This is a genomic window from Modicisalibacter sp. (assembly GCF_055145905.1).
In genome coordinates, this window is record NZ_JBSREH010000004.1 from 1 (window position 1) to 17,115 (window position 17,115).

Consider the following 17,115-nt stretch of genomic DNA (forward strand, 5'->3'; position numbering starts at 1 on the left):
CCGCCGAGCCCGAGTCGGCGCCGGACGAGGCGCGCAGCGCCTTCGACCGCGGCGTGCTGTGGTGCGCCCGCGGTGCCGCCTGGCTGGTCTTCGTCGCCATGGTCATCAGCGTCTACGAGGTCATCATGCGCTATGGCTTCGATTCGCCGACCTCCTGGGTCCACGAGTCGGTGGTCATGCTGGTCGCGGTCTCCTTCGCCCTCGGCGGTCCCGCGGCGCTGGCCAGCAACCGCCACATCCGCGTGCGCGTGCTCTACGACACCGCCGGCCCACGCCTCAAGCTGTGGCTCGACCGCTTCAACGACCTGGTCACCTTCGGTTTCTGCCTGGCGATGAGCTACGCCGCCTACACCATGTTCTGGGACGCCTCCCACAACCCGATGGGCGAGTGGCAGCTCGAGCGGTCCGGCACCTCCTGGAACCCGCCGTTCCCGGCCCTGGTCAAGGGCGTGATCATGGTCGCGCTGATCCTCATGTGCCTGCAGGCCTTCATCCACCTGATCCAGTCGCTGCGCGGCAAGCCCGCCCCGGTGACGCCGCCCGACGAGGAGGGGACCGCCTGATGAGTATCGCCGACGGAACACTGCTGATGGTCGGGGCGATCTTCGCCCTGCTGGTCACCGGCCTGCCGCTGGCCTTCATCACCGGCCTGGTGGCGCTGGCCTTCACCTTCGGCTGGTTCGGGCCCATGGCCCTGCCGCTGGTCACCACCCGGGTCTATGGCTTCGTCACCGAGTATTCGCTGGTGGCGGTGCCGATGTTCGTGCTGATGGCCTCGCTGCTCGACCGATCGGGGATCGCCAAGGACCTGTTCAACGCCATGCGCGTCTTCGCCGGGCGGCTACCCGGCGGCGTGGCGGTGCAGACCGTGGTGGTCGCCTTCTTCCTCGCCGCGCTGTCCGGGATCATCGGCGGCGAGATCGTGCTGCTGGGCATCCTCGCCCTGCCGCAGATGCTGCGCCTGGGCTACGACAAGCACCTGTCGATCGGCGTGGTGTGTGCCGGCGGCTCGCTGGGCACCATGATGCCGCCGTCGATCGTGCTGATCATCTACGGGCTGATCGCCAGCCAGTCGATCGCCGACCTGTTCACCGCCGCCATCACCCCGGCGCTGCTGCTGATGGGCTGCTACATCAGCTATGTGCTGATCCGCTGCCTCAAGAACCCCAAACTGGGGCCGCCGCTGACCGACGCCGACCGCGACGAGGGCTTCGCCAACCGCTGGGAGGCGCTCAAGGCCATCATCGTGCCCGGACTGATCGCCTTCGTGGTGCTGGGCTCGATCTACGGCGGCGTGGCCTCGGTCACCGAAGCCGCGGCGATGGGCGTGTTCGGGGTCTTCATGGCGGTGATCGCGCGTCGCGAGCTGACGCTGAAGATGCTGCACGCCAGCCTGACCCAGACGCTGATGACCTGCGGGATGATCATCTGGATCGGCATCGGCGCCGCGGCGCTGGTCGGGGTGTACAACCTGATGGGCGGCAACCGCTTCATCTCGCAGGTGATCCTGGGGCTCGACGTGCCGCCGGTGGCGATCCTGCTGGTGATGATGGCGATCCTGCTGGTGCTGGGGATGTTCCTCGACTGGATCGGCGTGGCGATGCTGACGCTGCCGATCTTCGTGCCGATCGTCGACCAGCTGGGCTACAGCCCGATCTGGTTCGGCATCCTGTTCGCGGTGAACATGCAGGTGTCGTTCCTGTCGCCGCCGTTCGGTCCGGCCGCCTTCTACCTCAAGGGCGTGGCGCCGCCGAGCATCAGCTTGAAGGACATCTTCGTGTCGCTGCTGCCGTTCATCGCCATCCAGCTGGTGGTGCTGTTCGCGCTGCTGTTCTTCCCCGATCTGGCCATGTGGCTGGTGATGTCGGGCATGGCTGTGCAGGCGTATGACGGCGTTATTCGGTGCTCGCAATCCTCACATACCAACCCAGTATGCTCCGGTTTCTGTGCGCCGAATGCCTTGTCCTACGCCTTGCTCGCCGATGCCGAAAGCTATGCTGACCTGCATGTTCGACAGGAAAATGGAAACATTTTATGAAAATTACCCGACTCAAGACCTGGCAGGTGCCGCCACGCTGGCTGTTCCTCAAGATCGAGACCGATGAGGGCTGCTACGGCTGGGGCGAGCCGGTCGTGGAAGGCCGGGCGGCGACCGTCGAGGCGGCGGTGCACGAGCTGGCGGACTACCTGATCGGCGAGGATCCGCATCGCATCGAGCATCTGTGGAACACCCTGTATCGCGCCGGCTTCTATCGCGGCGGCCCGATCCTGATGAGTGCCATCGCCGGCATCGATCAGGCGCTGTGGGACCTCAAGGGGCGCGATCTGGGCGTGCCCGTGCATCAGCTGCTGGGCGGCAAGGTGCGCGATCGCATGCGCATGTACGCCTGGACCGGCGGCGACCGGCCGAGCGACGTGGGTGCCGGCGCCAAAGCGCTGGTCGATCAGGGCTTCACCGCGTTCAAGATGAACGGCACCCCGGAAATGCAGATCGTCGATTCCCACCGCAAGGTCGACGAGGCCGTGGCGCGGGTCGCCGAGGCGCGCGAGGCGGTGGGGCCGGACGTGGGCATCGGCATCGATTTCCATGGTCGCGTGCACCGGCCGATGGCCAAGGCGCTGCTGCGCGAGCTGGAGCCGTTCCACCCGATGTTCGTGGAGGAGCCGGTGCTGCCCGAGCATCTGCCGAGCCTCAAGCATATTGCCACCGGACTGGGCTACCCGATCGCCACCGGCGAGCGGCTGCACACCCGCTTCCAGTTCCGTGACCTGCTGGCCGACGGCATGGTCGACGTGATCCAGCCCGACCTGTCGCACTGCGGTGGCATCAGCGAGGGGCTGAAGATCGCCTCGCTGGCCTCCTGCCACGATGTGGCGCTGGCGCCGCACTGCCCGCTGGGGCCGTTGACGCTGGCCGCCTCGCTGCATGTGGATGCGGTAAGCCACAATGCCTTCATCCAGGAGCAGAGCATGGGCATCCACTACAATCGGGACAACGACGTGCTCGATTACCTGGTGGACAAGTCCGCGCTGACCATTCAGGACGGCTTCTGCGCGATTCCCGACGGCCCCGGGCTGGGCGTGGAGATCGACGAGGCCTTCGTGGAGGAGCGCGCCCAGGTGGGCCACCGCTGGCGCAATCCGGTGTGGACGCATGAAGACGGGTCGATCGCCGAATGGTGACCAGCGATAGCGTCGCGAATGAATTCGCTCACGTGGCTCGCGCCGATATCCAGGGCTTCTTGTGGGAGGGGATTTATCCCCGACAGCAGTGGCCGAGGCATCGCGACTGAAGTCGCTTCCACATGTTAAGTCACTCTCGCATATTCCCGCCTTGAGCGCTTCATGGCGTGGCATTGAAGAGTTACAGGAGGCAACAATGAACGAGACTCGCCGTGCCGCCCTTCAGGCGGCTCTCGATGACCTGCCGCTGGTGGCGATTCTTCGCGGTGTGCACCCCGATGAGGTCGAGGCCATCTTCGATGTGCTGGTGGCGGAAGGCTTTCGGCTGATCGAGATTCCGCTCAACTCGCCCAGCCCCTGGGAGAGCATCGAGCGGATTGCCGCGCGTTGCCCGGACCATGTGGTGGTCGGGGCCGGTACGGTGCTCGAGCCGCAGGACTGCAGCCGTCTGGCGGACCTGGAAGCACCGCTGGTGATTACCCCCAATACCGACCCGGCGGTGATCGCGGAAGCCCGGGCGCTCGACCTGGCGCCGCTGATCGGCTGCATGACGCCGACCGAAGCCCTGAGCGCGGCGCGTTCGGGAGCACGTGCGCTCAAGCTGTTCCCGGCGGGCAAGCTGGGCACCGGTTACTTCAAGGACGTCAAGGCGGTGCTGCCGGCGGGCATGCCGGTGCTCGCCGTGGGTGGCATCGACGAGCACAACATGGATGAGTGGGTCAGCGCCGGCATCGATGGGTTCGGCTTCGGCGGCAGCCTCTACAAGGCGGGGCGCACGGCCGATGAGGTCGGTGCGCGCGCCCGGGTGCTGGTCGCCGAGTGGCGGCGGATCAAGGAGAGCCTGGACCAGGCCTTGGAACTCGAGCGCGAGGCCGACGCATGAGCGAGCGGCTGATCGCCATCGACTGGGGCACCAGCAATTTTCGCGCTTTTCTGGTCGACCGGGCCAGCGGCGAGTGCCTGGAGTCGCGCCGCTCCGAGGCCGGGTTGCGGGCACTGTCCAGTGCCGAGTTTCCGCACTATTGCGCTGCCCAGATCGGCGACTGGCGCGAGGACGGCGGCGCTGAACGGGTGCCGGTCTATCTGGCCGGAATGGTCGGCTCGCAGCGTGGCTGGAGCGAGGCGCCGCAGCTGGATCTGCCGGTCACGGCCATGGACCTCGCGGCGAACGTGGTGGCGGCGCCGGGGCTCGATAACGCCTGGATCGTTCCCGGGGTCAAGGTGGTTCGCGAGGATCACGTCGACGTGATGCGCGGCGAGGAGATCCAGGCCTTCGGTGCCCTGGCTCGGCGCGGCGGCGACTCGGCGCTGTGCTGCCTGCCCGGGACCCACAGCAAGTGGGCGCGTCTGGAGGGCGGACGACTGGTGGGTTTCACCACCCTGATGACCGGTGAGCTCTATCATGCGGTGCGCTTTCATACGCTGCCGGGCGAGCCGGCGCGCGAGTCGGCGGATTTCGATGCCGAGGCCTTCGCGCAGGGGCTGAAGGCGGCGCATCATCCGGGCGGGTTGCTGCATGCCCTGTTCGAGGCGCGCAGCCGTCACCTCTACGCCGGGCTGGCGGCCGGGCAGGTGGGCAGCTTCCTGTCCGGCGTGACCATCGGCAGCGAGGTCCGTGCGCAGCGGGCGATGGCACCCGAGGCGAATGAGGTGGTGCTGGTCGGGTCGACGACTCTCAACGGGCTGTATCGACGCGCTCTGGAGGCGGAAGGTTTCTCTCCCATCGAGGTCGACAGCGACGCAGCGACCCTGGCAGGGCTGTGCGCCCTGGCCGAACAACACATGGCCTGAAGGGCGGTTGTGTGGGAGGGAGGTCGCCCCTCCGGCGGCGCTGTCATTGCAGATGGTTTGTCGCGAATGAATGGGCTCCCGCGGAAAAAATGATATGGCTTGTCTGGCTCGGTGGTCGCCTCTGATTTGTGCGCTCATCGATACAAGAAAAGCGGCGCCGTTTGGCGCCGCTTTTCTTGTTATATCCGGCCGTTCATTGCGTCAGGAGTGTGCAATGTGTTCGACAAACTGCGTCACGATCCTTTCGGGCGTCTCGCGGATATCGACCCGAAAGGCCTCATCCTCGCCCGGCGGTTCCAGGGTGCCGAGCTGACTGTCCAGCATGTGCTCACCGGCAAAGAAGTGGCCTCCCCGGCTGTTGAGTCGTGACAGCAGGACATCGCGCTCGCCGTGCAGGTAGAGAATCTTCAGATCCGGGGCGCCGCGTCGCAGAACGTCCCGATAATGGTGCTTGAGGGCGGAGCAACCGATCACCAGGTCGTGGCCGGCTTCTCGGTGGTGGCGATAGAGATCGGAGAGGGTTTTCAGCCAGCCTTCCCGGTCATCATCGGTGAGCGGCTCGCCGCGTGACATCTTGGCAATGCTGGTCGGACTGTGATGGTCATCGGCATCAATGAATTCGGCACCGATAGCCGCCGCGACATCCCGTCCGATATGTGATTTCCCGGAGCCGGAAACCCCCATGACGAGGATGCTTCGTGAGGTGGTCTGCATTTGCGATCGTCCGAGGTCGAATGGCAATAATGGCTACCAATGATACCACTCTCATCATCAAAAAATGAGTCTGTTGCCGGCTTCGAAAAGCGCGTGAAGAGATAGCCGGTGCCAATTTCGGACGCCCCGGGTCGCAGTGCACCGGCATGGTGCAAGTGGTTGTCGGTAGTGCTTGGGGGCTGCGCCGATGAATGAACTATCGTGAGAAGAAGGGCAAGGCACGAGCTGCCGTGTCGTGTGGCCTGATGGTGTTTCGGGCCGCCGGACGGCATGGCAAATCTGGCACGCTCCGTGCTTGGTATGTGACACACAAGGCGATGCGTCGCCCGGTTGCCGGGAGGAACCCCATGACGGATGCCACGATTTCACCGCGGGAATGGCTGGTCTTCACCGACCTGGATGGATCGTTGCTGGACCATTACAACTATGACTGGTCGCCGGCGGCGGACTGGCTGCGACGGCTGCGCGAGGCCGGCACGCCGGTGATCCCGGTCTCCAGCAAGACACGCGCCGAGCTGTTGCCGCTGCGCCGTGAACTGGCGCTGGAGGCGACCCCCTTCATCGCCGAGAACGGGGCGGTGATCGGGCTGCCGTCGAACTGGCAGCATGCGCGTCTCGATCGAGATCCGCGAGACATCGGCGGGCTGTGCATCAAGACGCCCGGCGTCGACAGCGCCTTTCTGCGGCGTCGCCTGACGGTACTGCGCGAGCGGCTGGACCTGCGGTTTCGCATCCTCAGTGAGCTCTCCGTCGCGGCGGTCGTCGAGGCGACCGGGCTGAGCGAGGCGGGTGCCGAACGGGCCCGCCTGCGTGAAGGCAGCGAACCCCTGCTCTGGGATGACGACGAGGCCGCGCTGGAACGGCTGCGTCGCGCCCTGGACAACGACGGCCTGAGGCTGACCCGCGGCGGGCGCTTCTGGCACGTGATGGGTGATGTCGACAAGGGCCGGTCGCTGCGCTGGCTGGTGGCGCGTTATCAGGCCCTGCGCGGCGTCACGCCGGAGACGCTCGGCCTGGGGGACGGCCCCAACGATATCTCCCTGCTCGAGGCGGTCGAGGCGCCGGTGCTGATCCGTGGCGAGCATCGTCAGCCCGTCGAGGTGCGCCATGCGGCGCTGTATCGAACCCGAGAGACCGGCCCGCGGGGCTGGGCCGAGGGCCTGGACTACTGGCTGGGCGCGTGCGGACCGGCGCCCCCGGCTCCCCTGGAAGAGGCGTCACCATGAGCGATTTTTACCAGAACGGCATCATCACCAACTTTCACAACCTGACCCGCCGCCCCGTCGAGGCCCTGGAGGCGGACCTGAGCCGCTTCGCCCGGCGCCGGCCGATGGGCCTGATCCTCCCGTCCCTGTATTCCGAGCTGGAAGGGCCGGCCCTGGAGCGCATCGTCGAGGCGCTGGCCGAGGTGCCGTATCTGAACGAAATCGTCATCGGCCTCGACCGGGCGGATCGCGAGCAGTTCCTCGAGGCGCGCCGGTTCTTTGCGCGCCTGCCGCAACGCCACCGCATCCTGTGGAACGACGGGCCGCGGCTGCGCGCGCTGGATGCCGAGCTGGCCGCCGAGGGGCTGGCGCCGCAGGAGCCCGGCAAGGGACGCAATGTCTGGTACTGCGCCGGCTATACCCTGGCCTCGGGGCGTACCGAGGCGGTGGCGTTGCACGACTGCGATATCGTCACCTACGACCGCTCCCTGCTGGCGCGGCTGATCTACCCGGTGGCGCATCCGCGTTTCAACTACGAGTTCTGCAAGGGCTACTACTCGCGGATCGCCGACGGCCGGCTCAACGGTCGGGTGGCGCGCCTGATGGTCACGCCGCTGCTGCGTGCCCTGAAGAAGATCTTCGGGCCGTTGCCCTACCTGGACTACCTGGACAGCTACCGCTATCCGCTGTCCGGCGAGTTCTCGATGCGCACCGATGTGCTCGACGGCATCCGGATCCCCAGCGACTGGGGGCTGGAAATCGGCGTGCTTTCCGAGGTGCATCGCAACTATTCCACCAAGCGGCTGTGCCAGGTGGATATCGCCGACGTCTACGACCACAAGCACCAGCCGGTCTCCGAGGCGGACCCCCAGGGCGGGCTCAACCGCATGAGCCTGGACATCGCCAAGGCGCTGTATCGCAAGCTGGCGACCCTGGGGGTGCCGATCAGCGCCGAGTGCTTCCGGACCATCAAGGCCACCTACTACCGCATCGCCCTGGACCTGATCGAGACCTACGACAACGACGCGGTGATGAACGGGCTGACCCTCGACAGGCACAGCGAGGAGCAGGCGGTGGAGCTGTTCGCCGCCAACATCATGGAGGCCGGCCAGGCGTTTCTCGAGTACCCGCGTGACAAGCCGTTCATCCCCAGCTGGAATCGCGTGCAGGCGGCGATTCCCGACCTGCTCGAACGCATGCACGAGGCGGTGGAACAGGACAACCAGGGGAATGTTTGACGGTGAGCCGGGCGCATAGTCCTGCTCTCTTATGGTTTAAAACAGAATAACGTTAGAACGAAAAATGCGTTATGCTGGTGGGCATTTCGAGAGCGTGAAGGAGTCATCCCATGCGCAATCCCGTCGTTACCCACTTCTTTGACGAGCCCACCAATACCTTCAGCTACGTGGTGCGTGACCCCGACAGCCACGCCTGCGCGATTCTGGACTCCGTGCTCGATTTCGATTACGCCGCGGGGCGCACCGACGTGCGTTCGGCGGACGCCATCATCGACTTCGTTCAGCGCGAGGGGCTCGAGGTCGAGTGGATTCTCGAGACCCACGTGCACGCCGACCACCTGTCCGCCGCCCCCTATCTGCACGACAAGCTGGGCGGGAAGACCGGGATCGGTGCGCATATCACCGAAGTCCAGGCGATCTTCGGCAAGGCCTTCAATGCCGGTACCGAGTTCGCCCGGGACGGCAGCCAGTTCGATCGGCTGTTCGCCGAGGGGGACACCTTCCGTATCGGCAACCTGGAAGGCCGGGTGCTGCACACGCCGGGCCATACGCCGGCCTGTCTGACCTACGTGATCGGCGATGCCGCCTTCGTCGGCGACACCCTGTTCATGCCGGACTACGGTACCGCGCGCTGCGACTTCCCGGGCGGCGATGCGCGTACCCTATATCGCTCGATCCAGAAGGTGCTGGCCCTGCCGCCGGAAACCCGGCTGTTCCTGTGCCATGACTACAAGGCGCCCGGACGCGACGAGTACGCCTACCAGACCAGCGTGGCCGAGCAGCGTCGTGACAACATCCATGTGCACGAGGGCACCAGCGAAGAGGCGTTCGTCAAGATGCGCACCGAGCGTGATGCCACCCTGGGCATGCCGCGCCTGATCCTGCCGTCCGTGCAGGTCAACATGCGCGCCGGGCACTTCCCCCCGGCCGAGGACAACGGTCAGGTCTACCTCAAGGTGCCGCTCGACCGTTTCTGAGCGATCATTGCCTGCCGGTGCCACCCTCGATCGTCGCCGCGGTCGAGGGTGGCCGTTTGCCCTGCCCACCGATTTCGGAGTCCTTTCATGTCTGCCAACGAATCCGCTGCGTCTTCCTCGGGCCGTCACGATGTGCTGATCATCGGCGGCGGCGCCGGGGGGATCGCCCTGGCCGCCAGCTTGCACAAGCGTCGCGCCGAGCTGGACATCGCCATCATCGACCCCGCCGACCATCATGACTATCAGCCCGGCCAGACGATGGTCGGTGGGGGTATCTTCCAGGCGGCGCAGATCCGCCGGCCGATGGGCGACGTGATGCCCGCGTTCGTGCACTGGTACGCCCAGGCCGCCGAGGCGATCGACCCCGAAGCGCGCCGCGTGACGCTCGACGATGGGCGCGCGCTGGACTATCGCGCGCTGGTCGTGGCGCCCGGTCTGGTGCTCGACTGGGGCGCCATCGAGGGGCTGGAAGCGACGCTCGGCGAAAACGGCGTGACCTCCAACTACCGCTACGATCTGGCGCCCTACACCTGGTCGCTGGTGGAGTCGCTGTCGTCCGGCCGGGCGCTGTTCACCCAGCCGCCGATGCCGATCAAGTGCGCCGGTGCGCCGCAGAAGGCGATGTACCTGGCCTGCGACGCCTGGCGGCGTCGCGGCGTGCTCGACAACATCGACGTGAGCTTCCACAACGCCGGCGGTGCGCTGTTCGGCGTCGCCGACTATGTACCGGCATTGCAGGAGTACGTGTCGCGCTACGGCATCGACCTGTGCTTCCAGCAGACCCTGAAAGCCGTGGACGGCCCGGCGCGCAAGGCGCTCTTCCGCGTTCAGAGCGAGGCCGGGGAAGACGAGGTCGAGGTGGCCTTCGATATGCTGCATGTGGTCCCTCCGCAGCGGGCCCCGGAACTGGTGAGCCGTTCGGTGCTGGCCAACGACGCCGGCTGGCTGGATCTGGATGATGCCACGCTGCAGCATCGTCACTACCCGTCCGTATTCGGGCTCGGCGATGCCAGCGGTACCGCCAACGCCAAGACCGCCGCAGCGGTTCGCAAGCAGGCCCCGGTGGTGGCCGAGAACCTGTTGGCCTGGCTGGATGACCGGCCCCTGGCGGCGGCCTATCTGGGCTACGGGGCCTGCCCGCTGACCGTGGAGAACGGTCGGGTGGTGCTGGCGGAATTCGGCTATGGCGGCCAGCTGCAGCCGACCCTGCCCACCTGGCTGCTCGAGGGCACCCGGGCCACGCGACTGGGCTGGCTGCTCAAGGCCCATGTCATGCCGCGGCTGTACTGGGATGCCATGCTCAAGGGGCGCGAGTGGCTGGTCGAGCCGGCGTCGCGCTGAAGATCCATCATTCACCGGCCGGCACGGTGCCGTGACACCGTGCCGTCAGCCCGTCCGCAAGGGCGGCAGTCATCAGTCAGGAGGGAACGCGCGTGGACATGGCAGCGAGCCTGCATGGTCTTTTCGGTGGGGTGCTGATCGGTCTGTCGGCCGTGTGGCTGATGGCCACACTGGGCCGTATCGCCGGCATCAGCGGCATTCTTTCAGGCTTGATCTGGGAGCGCCCGGAGGGCGACAGTGCCTGGCGGCTGGCGTTTCTGGCTGGCCTGATCGTCGGCCCGATGCTGCTGATGCTTGCCGGTGGCAATCTGGGCAATGTCGCCGGCGCGCCGGGGGCGGTGATCGGCGCGCCGATCGGCGGCACCGGGCTGATGCTGGTCGCCGGCCTGCTGGTCGGCCTCGGCACCGGCCTGGGCAGTGGCTGCACCAGTGGCCACGGCGTCTGCGGGCTGGCGCGTCTGTCGCCGCGTTCGCTGGCGGCAACCCTGGTCTTCGTGGCGGCGGCGATGCTCACCGTCTATGGGGTTCGTCACGTGCTGGGAGGTGGTGCATGAAGACGCTCATGGGGTTCGTGGCCGGGCTGTTGTTCAGCCTGGGCCTGGCCATCAGCGGCATGACCGATCCGGCGCGGGTAGTCGGCTTTCTGGACGTCGCCGGTGCCTGGGATCCGACGCTGATCTTCGTGCTCGGCGGGGCGGTGGTGACCACCTTCATCGGCTACCGGCTGGTCTGGAAGCGTGGCACCCCCCTGTTCGCCGGGCGCTTCGCGCTGCCCACCCGCCGTGACCTGGACCCCCGGCTACTGGGCGGCGCGGCGCTGTTCGGCATCGGCTGGGGCCTGTCCGGTTATTGCCCGGGACCGGCCGTGGCCTCGATCGCCGGGTTGAGTCAGCCGCTGGCCGCGATGCTCATCGCCATGGCCGCCGGCTGGTGGGTCGCGAAACGGCTCAGCGGGTCTCACTGAGCCGACCGCACGGCGATTCCCCTCATTCCCGCTTAATCGGGTGACGCGATACTGAGCGTTGCCCGATCATCAGCAGGAAGGTCGCATGAGAGTATTGCTTGTCGAGGATGACGCCCCGGTGGCCGCGGGCATCGAGGCGGGGCTGGCGCTTGCCGAGTTTATCGTCGATACCGTGGAAACACTGACAGCCGCCCGTGCCGCGCGACAGGCGATCGACTATGACCTCGTGGTGCTCGATCGCCGCCTGCCGGACGGCGAGGGCCTGGGGCTGCTGCAGGCGTGGCGCCGCGAAGGCGTCGTCACCCCCGTGTTGATGCTCACGGCACGCGATGCCGTCGCCAGTCGCGTCGAGGGCCTGCAGGGCGGTGCCGACGACTATCTGGTCAAGCCGTTCGATCTCGATGAACTGACGGCCCGGCTGCAGGCACTGCTGCGGCGCACGGCGGGTCAGGCCGATCGGCTGTTGCATCACGGGCGCCTTTCCTTCGATCCCGTGGATCGCAGCGTGATGCTCGACGGCGTCCCCGTGGCGCTGATACGTCGCGAACGCATGCTGCTGGAAGCCCTCATTCGGGCCCGTGGGCGCCTCCTGAGTGCCGATCAGTTGAAGGATCGCCTCTACGGGATCGACGACGAGGTCGAGAGCAACGCACTCAACGTGCATATCTACCAGCTACGCCGCAAGCTGGGCCGTGGTGTGATCGAGACGGTGCGCGGCGTCGGCTACCGGCTGGGGAATGTCGATGAGGCAGCGCGCGCGTGAGCCTGCGATTGCGACTTGTCGTGACGCTGGGTGTCACGTTGCTTGCGCTGTGGGGAATCACCGCCGCCTGGCTGATTCGCGATCTCTCGACGCAGTTCGAGCAATCGCTGGACCAGCGCCTGGCCCAGTCGGCGCGCATGGTCGCCGGGTTGATGGACCGGGTGCCGGTCGATGCCTGGCGTGGCGACACGGGTGCGCTACCGGTCATTCCCGACCTGGAGGGCGTGGCCTGTCGCGTGTCGTCGCTGCGAGGACAGGTGGTGGCGGGTACACACCCGGAATTGAATGATGTGCTGGCGGCGAGCGCCGAAGGCTACGGCTATCGTCGGCACGACGGCCAGCGCTGGCGCGTCTACACTCTGATCGACGAGAACCGGCGCATCACGGTGGCGGATCGCATGCGCGAACGCGAGTCGCTGCTCACCCAGGTGCGTCGTGCCGCGTTTTACCCGTTTCTGCTCGCCCTGACCGGCAGCCTGGTCGCCTTGTGGTGGGGAGTGACACGGGGGCTGGCGCCGCTGGCCCGGCTGCAGCGGCGGCTGGTACAGCGTGATCACGACGACCTTTCGGCGCTGCCCACCCGAGGGCTGCCCGGCGAGATCCGCCCGCTGATCGACGGCTTCAACTCCCTGCTGGCACGTACCCGGCGCATGCTGGAGCGCGAGCAGCGTTTCACCGATGACGCCGCCCATGAACTGCGCACGCCGTTGACGGCGGTGCGAACCCACCTGCAGGTGGCGCGGCGGGTCGACGGTGAGCGTCACCGGGAAGCCATGCAGCAGGCCGAGGCGGGGGTGGTGCGTTTGACCCGCACCCTCGAGCAGCTGTTGCTGCTGGCGCGAATGGATAATGACGTCGGGCGGGGGGATCTCGAGCCGGCACGGCTTGGCGAGGCGCTGGAGGCCGCCATGGCCGAGACCCACAGCCATGACCGCTGCCGGCTTGCCGGGGTGGACGCTTCGCTGCGCATCGCCATGCCGGTCACGCTGCTGGCGACCGCCCTGCGCAATTTGATCGAGAATGCCCAGCACCATGGTGAGCCGGGCCACCCGATCGAGATCGGCGCGCGGCGTGGTGACTCGGGCGTGGTGATCGAGGTCATCAATCAGGGGGACGTCATCCCGCCGACGCGGCTGGCGAACCTGACCGATCGCTTTTATCGCGGCAACCACCCCCGGGGCAGCGGTCTGGGGCTGGCCATCGTCAAGGCCCTGGCCGAGCGTTTCGGAGGCGCCTTGACGCTCGCTTCCAGCACGGAGACGCCATTCCTGGTGCGCCTGCGGCTGCCGCAGGCGCACGATTGACGCGTGTCATGCCGGGGCCGTCGAGTCGGGTCAATCGCCGACGGGCCCGCCCATGATTTCGCGCAGCTTTTCCGGGCCGGGCGCGCCCATCACACGGTGTACGCCGTCAGCATCGCGGTAGAAGATGACCGGGGTCGCATTGAGCCGGGCATTACGCATCAGCCGGGTATTCTCCGACACCCAGCGTCGGCTCTCGTCACTGATGCGGTTGTTCGGCATGGTGCCGTCACGGTAATGCTCGCCGATGGCGGTGCTCGGATCCTCGGCGCTCAACAGGGTCGCGGCCTTGGCGGCGCTGTCGGCCTTGAGAACGCCGACCATCAGGTGGCGCAGCTGGACGTCGCCGTTTTCGACCCAGGGGCGGGCCTCCTGCCAGAATTTCCGGCAGTAGGGGCAGTTGGGGTCACTGAGGGTGTAGACCACGCGCTTGGCATCGGCAGAGCCGTCGCGCACCCAGTGATGCTCGGCCATCTGCTGCCATAGCCTGGCATTCTTGGGCCCGTTGACCAGTCGCTCCAGGGGCTTCGCCGATACGTCTTGCCCCTGGGCGTCGATCAGCGTGCCGATCACGGCATGGTCGCCATCGGGCGTGAGGTAGGCGGCGATGGCGCGGCCACGCAGGCTAGCTGCGTAGCCCTGAAGCCCGCCGGGGGCGTCAAACGTGCCGTGGATCGTCAGCCCCTGTTGCTTGAGTTGCTCGATAGGGGCCGGCAACTCCATGGCCTGGGCCGTCAGGCTGGTTACCAGCAGCAGGCCGGTAGCGAGGCCCAGCATCCGGCGAGCGGGACTGGCGATGGGTCGTCGATCTTGCATGGCTGTCAACTCCGTTCAGGGGGAGGCGGCTCGACGCAGGCGCTCGAGGCTGCGCGAGAGCGTGGCTCGGGACAATTCCCCGAAGTGCGTGTCCACCAGCTGATCGCTGGCGTCGTAGTAGAGCGTGGTGGGTATGCCCACGGCTCCCACGGTCTTGCCGAAGGCGCGGTGTGGATCGCGATAGAGGTGGTCGAGCGTGAGGGATTCGCGCTTCAGGAAGCCGTTGATGGTGGCGAGGGATTCGCCCTGGTTGAGGAACACGAATGTCACGTCGTCGTGTTGCTGCTGGGCCCGGGCCAGCAGCGGCATTTCGCGCCGGCACGGCGGGCACCAGCTGGCCCACAGGTTGACCACCAGCGGCCCCTCGGTACTTTCCAGCCTGTCGGGAAGGGTCACCCGCGAACCATCGAGTCCTGCCAGCGGTGTATCGGGCAGCATGGGGCCGCGCTCGGCGATCAGCGCCAGGGGGCCGGCGGTCAGGGACCAGGTCACGAGGCCGGCGAGGAGGGCGATGGCGAGTGGCCGGCGCTCGACGGGATGTCGCCAGCTGCGCCAGGCCCAGTAACCGAGCCCGGCCGCGAGGCCGGCCAGCGGCTCGAAGCCGCCGTCGCGGATATCCAGCCAGCCCAGGAACGAGGCATAGCTGTCTCGGTAGCGGAACACGAAAGCCACCCGTGCCGCGACCACGGCGAGCAGCAGGCCGTTGAACAGACGGTCGGCGGCCGCAACCTGTCGGCGCCGGCCAAGCCGGGTCGCTACCCCGAGGGCAACGGCGCAGGCGAGCATGAGCAGCAACAGACCAAGAGGCAGGACCAGCGGGCCAATGGCCAGGCTGCGATCCAGGGGGCTCATGGCGTCGTGCTCCCGCCGTTGCGGGCGGCCTGCCGGGCCTGGGCGTAGCGGTCCAGGAAGTCGGAGGCACCCAGCTCGCCGATGATACGGGCGCTGCGCAGCTCGTGGCCGTCCGGGCCGAACCACATCAGGGCCGGCGGGCCGAAGATTCCGAAGCGTTGCATGAGCGCCTGGTCGGTCGCGTCATTGTCGGTGACATCGATGCGCAGCCGCTGCACGTCCTGGAGGGCGGCCTTGACCTCGGGATTGCCGAAGACTTCCTCCTCGATCACGTCGCAGGAGACACACCACTCGGCGGTGAACTCGACCAGTGTCAGCGTCCCCTTGTCGGCCGGGGTCGCGAGACGGGATTTCAGGGCATCGAAGGTATCGACGTTATCAAAGCTCAACGGCGGGTCCGATGCGGATGCGGCGGCGCCGGTGGGCACATAGACCGCCAGGGGCCGCCAGGGATCCTCGGCCCCGCCGGCGGCGCCGACCAGCACCAGGGTGCTCCACAGCCCGACCACTCCGGCGCCGGCCTGTGCCAGCTGGCCCAGCGTGCGATCGCCTGATTCGCCCCGCGCCAGGTGGTACAGCGCAACCGCCAAGCCCAGCCCCAGGGCGCCCCAGAGTCCCATCACGATGGCATCAGCGAGCAGGCGGTCCAGGAACCCGATCGCCGTGCCGAGCAGCACGAAGCCGAAGAGGCCGCGCACCCGGCTCATCCAGGGCCCGGGCCTGGGCAGCAGGCGGCTGCCCAGGGTGCCGATCAGCACCAGCGGCGCGCCCATCCCCAGGCCGAGGGCCAGCAGTGCTGCGCCACCCAGCCAGGGGTTGCCGCTTTCGGCGATGAACAGCAGGGCACCGGCCAGCGGTGCGGTCGAGCAGGGGCCGACGAGCAGGGCCGACAGCACGCCCATGGCAGCGGCGCCCTTGAAGCGACCGCCACGCTGGCGCGACAGGGCGGCGTCCAGGCGCTGGCGGAGGAGACGCGGCAGCTCCAGCTCGAAAAGGCCGAACATGGCCAGCGCCAGTACCACGAACAGGGCCGAGAACAGGCCGATGAACCAGGCATTCTGGAGCAAGATCTGCAGGTTGGCGCCCGCCATCGCGGCGCTCACCCCGAGCAGCGCGTAGGTGGCGGCCATGGGCAGCACGAAGGCGGTGGACAACAGGAATCCCGTGGCGCGTCGATGCCCGCCTTGTGGTTGCTGACCCACGGTCAGGCTGGAAAGGATCGGGATCATCGGCAGCATGCAGGGGGTGAAGGCCAGCAGCAGCCCCATGCCGAAGAAGGCGAGCAGCGTCCAGACCGCGTCGCCGCCGGCGAGCCGTGCTGCCAGTTGCTGGTCCTGAGCCCCGGGGGAGTCGTTGGTCGCGGCGGGGGAGGGCGAGCCGGCCTCCGGATAGCCGGCCTCCGAGGAAGCGGTCGTCGACACGGTGGACGTGGTCGAGGCCGGTACCGACGAGGCAGTGATGCCGCTGGCGGTATCGAGGTCGTTCAGCGCGAAGGTGCGTTGCTGCGGCGGATAGCAGAGCCCGGCATCGGCACAGCCCTGCCAGTGCAGGGTGAGGGTCTCGGCATTGCCGGGCTCGAGCGTCATGTGCAGCGTGTCGCGATACACTTCGGAGCGGCCGAAGTATTCATCCTCGATCGTTTCGCCGTCGGGGAGCGTCAGCGCGAGCCGGCGCCCGTCCGCCTCGGCGGCGAAACGGTGTCGGTAGAGGTAATAGCCCGGCGCGATCCGCCAGTCGACCGTCAGGCCGTCGCCATTGCGCGATAGTGTCGGCTGAAACGCCTCTTCCGGAGACAGAAACGTGTTCTCCTGGTCGAAGAGCCCCTGTGCCGACGCCAGCGAGGCCACTGTCAGGCACCCCAGCATCAGCACGGCGCGCAGCATGTTGAACCAATGCCCCTTCCTGGCCTGCATTCCCGTCACTCCCGAGTCGCTTTGCGAGCAGGGTCGCGCATCGAGATGAGCCGAGGA

17 protein-coding genes are annotated in these 17,115 nt (G+C 67.3%); 13 read left to right on the forward strand and 4 right to left on the reverse strand.

The features are described from left to right. The 5 genes from ACTCB7_RS03555 to ACTCB7_RS03575 form a co-directional block, all read left to right on the forward strand. The coding region (locus tag ACTCB7_RS03555) for a TRAP transporter small permease subunit (protein WP_463005561.1) at positions 1–563 on the forward strand (563 nt) is incomplete at its 5' end. Further along, positions 563–2,038: a TRAP transporter large permease gene (locus ACTCB7_RS03560; protein ID WP_463005562.1), complete on the forward strand. Its 1,476-nt coding sequence runs from the start codon at positions 563–565 to the stop codon at positions 2,036–2,038. The genes ACTCB7_RS03555 and ACTCB7_RS03560, both read left to right, overlap by 1 nt. Next, on the forward strand, positions 2,035–3,183 hold the full coding sequence (gene dgoD, locus ACTCB7_RS03565) for a galactonate dehydratase (RefSeq protein WP_463005563.1): 1,149 nt from the start codon (positions 2,035–2,037) through the stop codon (positions 3,181–3,183). Before ACTCB7_RS03560 ends, dgoD begins: the two co-directional genes overlap by 4 nt. 196 nt (positions 3,184–3,379) lie before the next feature. Beyond that, the gene (locus tag ACTCB7_RS03570) at positions 3,380–4,066 is read left to right on the forward strand and encodes a 2-dehydro-3-deoxy-6-phosphogalactonate aldolase (protein WP_463005564.1); all 687 of its coding nucleotides are present in this window, start codon (positions 3,380–3,382) and stop codon (positions 4,064–4,066) included. Beyond that, entirely contained in the window at positions 4,063–4,974 is a 912-nt protein-coding gene (locus ACTCB7_RS03575; protein WP_463005565.1) for a 2-dehydro-3-deoxygalactonokinase, read from the forward strand. The genes ACTCB7_RS03570 and ACTCB7_RS03575 overlap by 4 nt, the downstream gene beginning before the upstream one ends. Positions 4,975–5,175: 201 nt before the next feature. On the opposite strand, the gene ACTCB7_RS03580 is transcribed toward ACTCB7_RS03575, so the two are convergent. Further along, positions 5,176–5,688 (reverse strand): gluconokinase, encoded by a 513-nt coding sequence (locus ACTCB7_RS03580; RefSeq protein ID WP_463005566.1) that lies wholly within the window; start codon positions 5,686–5,688, stop codon positions 5,176–5,178. 347 nt (positions 5,689–6,035) lie between these two features. Here ACTCB7_RS03580 and ACTCB7_RS03585 point away from each other — a divergent pair, with 347 nt between their 5' ends. The 8 genes from ACTCB7_RS03585 to ACTCB7_RS03620 all read left to right on the forward strand — a co-directional run bounded on the left by ACTCB7_RS03585 (position 6,036) and on the right by ACTCB7_RS03620 (position 13,480). Next, positions 6,036–6,914 (forward strand): HAD-IIB family hydrolase, encoded by an 879-nt coding sequence (locus tag ACTCB7_RS03585; protein ID WP_463005567.1) that lies wholly within the window; start codon positions 6,036–6,038, stop codon positions 6,912–6,914. Further along, positions 6,911–8,131 carry a glycosyltransferase family protein gene (locus ACTCB7_RS03590; RefSeq protein WP_463005568.1) on the forward strand — a complete coding sequence of 407 codons (1,221 nt, stop codon included), beginning with the start codon at positions 6,911–6,913 and terminating at the stop codon, positions 8,129–8,131. The genes ACTCB7_RS03585 and ACTCB7_RS03590 overlap by 4 nt, the downstream gene beginning before the upstream one ends. Positions 8,132–8,241: 110 nt before the next feature. Then, positions 8,242–9,108 (forward strand): MBL fold metallo-hydrolase, encoded by an 867-nt coding sequence (locus ACTCB7_RS03595; protein ID WP_463005569.1) that lies wholly within the window; start codon positions 8,242–8,244, stop codon positions 9,106–9,108. An 87-nt stretch (positions 9,109–9,195) separates the two neighbouring features. Then, positions 9,196–10,449, forward strand: a complete 1,254-nt coding sequence (locus ACTCB7_RS03600) for an NAD(P)/FAD-dependent oxidoreductase (RefSeq protein ID WP_463005570.1) — start codon at positions 9,196–9,198, stop codon at positions 10,447–10,449. 92 nt (positions 10,450–10,541) lie between these two features. Next, positions 10,542–11,003: a YeeE/YedE family protein gene (locus ACTCB7_RS03605; RefSeq protein ID WP_224414283.1), complete on the forward strand. Its 462-nt coding sequence runs from the start codon at positions 10,542–10,544 to the stop codon at positions 11,001–11,003. Continuing rightward, complete coding sequence (locus tag ACTCB7_RS03610) at positions 11,000–11,413, forward strand: DUF6691 family protein (protein WP_463005571.1); 414 nt, start codon at positions 11,000–11,002, stop codon at positions 11,411–11,413. Before ACTCB7_RS03605 ends, ACTCB7_RS03610 begins: the two co-directional genes overlap by 4 nt. Positions 11,414–11,498: 85 nt before the next feature. Then, the gene (locus ACTCB7_RS03615) at positions 11,499–12,176 is read left to right on the forward strand and encodes a response regulator (RefSeq protein WP_463005572.1); all 678 of its coding nucleotides are present in this window, start codon (positions 11,499–11,501) and stop codon (positions 12,174–12,176) included. Next, positions 12,173–13,480: an ATP-binding protein gene (locus ACTCB7_RS03620; RefSeq protein ID WP_224414286.1), complete on the forward strand. Its 1,308-nt coding sequence runs from the start codon at positions 12,173–12,175 to the stop codon at positions 13,478–13,480. Before ACTCB7_RS03615 ends, ACTCB7_RS03620 begins: the two co-directional genes overlap by 4 nt. Positions 13,481–13,510: 30 nt before the next feature. Here ACTCB7_RS03620 and dsbG read toward each other — a convergent pair whose 3' ends face one another. The 3 genes from dsbG to dsbD are packed head-to-tail and all read right to left on the reverse strand — an operon-like array spanning position 13,511 to position 17,058. Beyond that, positions 13,511–14,293, reverse strand: coding sequence for a thiol:disulfide interchange protein DsbG (gene dsbG / locus ACTCB7_RS03625; RefSeq protein ID WP_224421527.1), 783 nt, complete (start codon positions 14,291–14,293; stop codon positions 13,511–13,513). A gap of 15 nt (positions 14,294–14,308) precedes the next feature. Then, positions 14,309–15,145 (reverse strand): TlpA family protein disulfide reductase, encoded by an 837-nt coding sequence (locus tag ACTCB7_RS03630; protein ID WP_463005573.1) that lies wholly within the window; start codon positions 15,143–15,145, stop codon positions 14,309–14,311. Continuing rightward, entirely contained in the window at positions 15,142–17,058 is a 1,917-nt protein-coding gene (gene dsbD, locus ACTCB7_RS03635) for a protein-disulfide reductase DsbD (protein ID WP_463005574.1), read from the reverse strand. Before dsbD ends, ACTCB7_RS03630 begins: the two co-directional genes overlap by 4 nt. Positions 17,059–17,115: the final 57 nt, after the last annotated feature.

Excerpts from the sequence above, each read along its gene's own strand:
- ACTCB7_RS03560 (WP_463005562.1), top strand. The coding sequence starts at position 563 with ATGAGTATCGCCGACGGAACACTGCTGATGGTCGGGGCGATCTTCGCC.
- dgoD (WP_463005563.1), top strand. The coding sequence starts at position 2,035 with ATGAAAATTACCCGACTCAAGACCTGGCAGGTGCCGCCACGCTGGCTG.
- ACTCB7_RS03570 (WP_463005564.1), top strand. The coding sequence starts at position 3,380 with ATGAACGAGACTCGCCGTGCCGCCCTTCAGGCGGCTCTCGATGACCTG.
- ACTCB7_RS03575 (WP_463005565.1), top strand. The coding sequence starts at position 4,063 with ATGAGCGAGCGGCTGATCGCCATCGACTGGGGCACCAGCAATTTTCGC.
- ACTCB7_RS03580 (WP_463005566.1), bottom strand. The coding sequence starts at position 5,688 with ATGCAGACCACCTCACGAAGCATCCTCGTCATGGGGGTTTCCGGCTCC.
- ACTCB7_RS03585 (WP_463005567.1), top strand. The coding sequence starts at position 6,036 with ATGACGGATGCCACGATTTCACCGCGGGAATGGCTGGTCTTCACCGAC.
- ACTCB7_RS03590 (WP_463005568.1), top strand. The coding sequence starts at position 6,911 with ATGAGCGATTTTTACCAGAACGGCATCATCACCAACTTTCACAACCTG.
- ACTCB7_RS03595 (WP_463005569.1), top strand. The coding sequence starts at position 8,242 with ATGCGCAATCCCGTCGTTACCCACTTCTTTGACGAGCCCACCAATACC.
- ACTCB7_RS03600 (WP_463005570.1), top strand. The coding sequence starts at position 9,196 with ATGTCTGCCAACGAATCCGCTGCGTCTTCCTCGGGCCGTCACGATGTG.
- ACTCB7_RS03610 (WP_463005571.1), top strand. The coding sequence starts at position 11,000 with ATGAAGACGCTCATGGGGTTCGTGGCCGGGCTGTTGTTCAGCCTGGGC.
- ACTCB7_RS03615 (WP_463005572.1), top strand. The coding sequence starts at position 11,499 with ATGAGAGTATTGCTTGTCGAGGATGACGCCCCGGTGGCCGCGGGCATC.
- dsbG (WP_224421527.1), bottom strand. The coding sequence starts at position 14,293 with ATGCAAGATCGACGACCCATCGCCAGTCCCGCTCGCCGGATGCTGGGC.
- ACTCB7_RS03630 (WP_463005573.1), bottom strand. The coding sequence starts at position 15,145 with ATGAGCCCCCTGGATCGCAGCCTGGCCATTGGCCCGCTGGTCCTGCCT.
- dsbD (WP_463005574.1), bottom strand. The coding sequence starts at position 17,058 with ATGCAGGCCAGGAAGGGGCATTGGTTCAACATGCTGCGCGCCGTGCTG.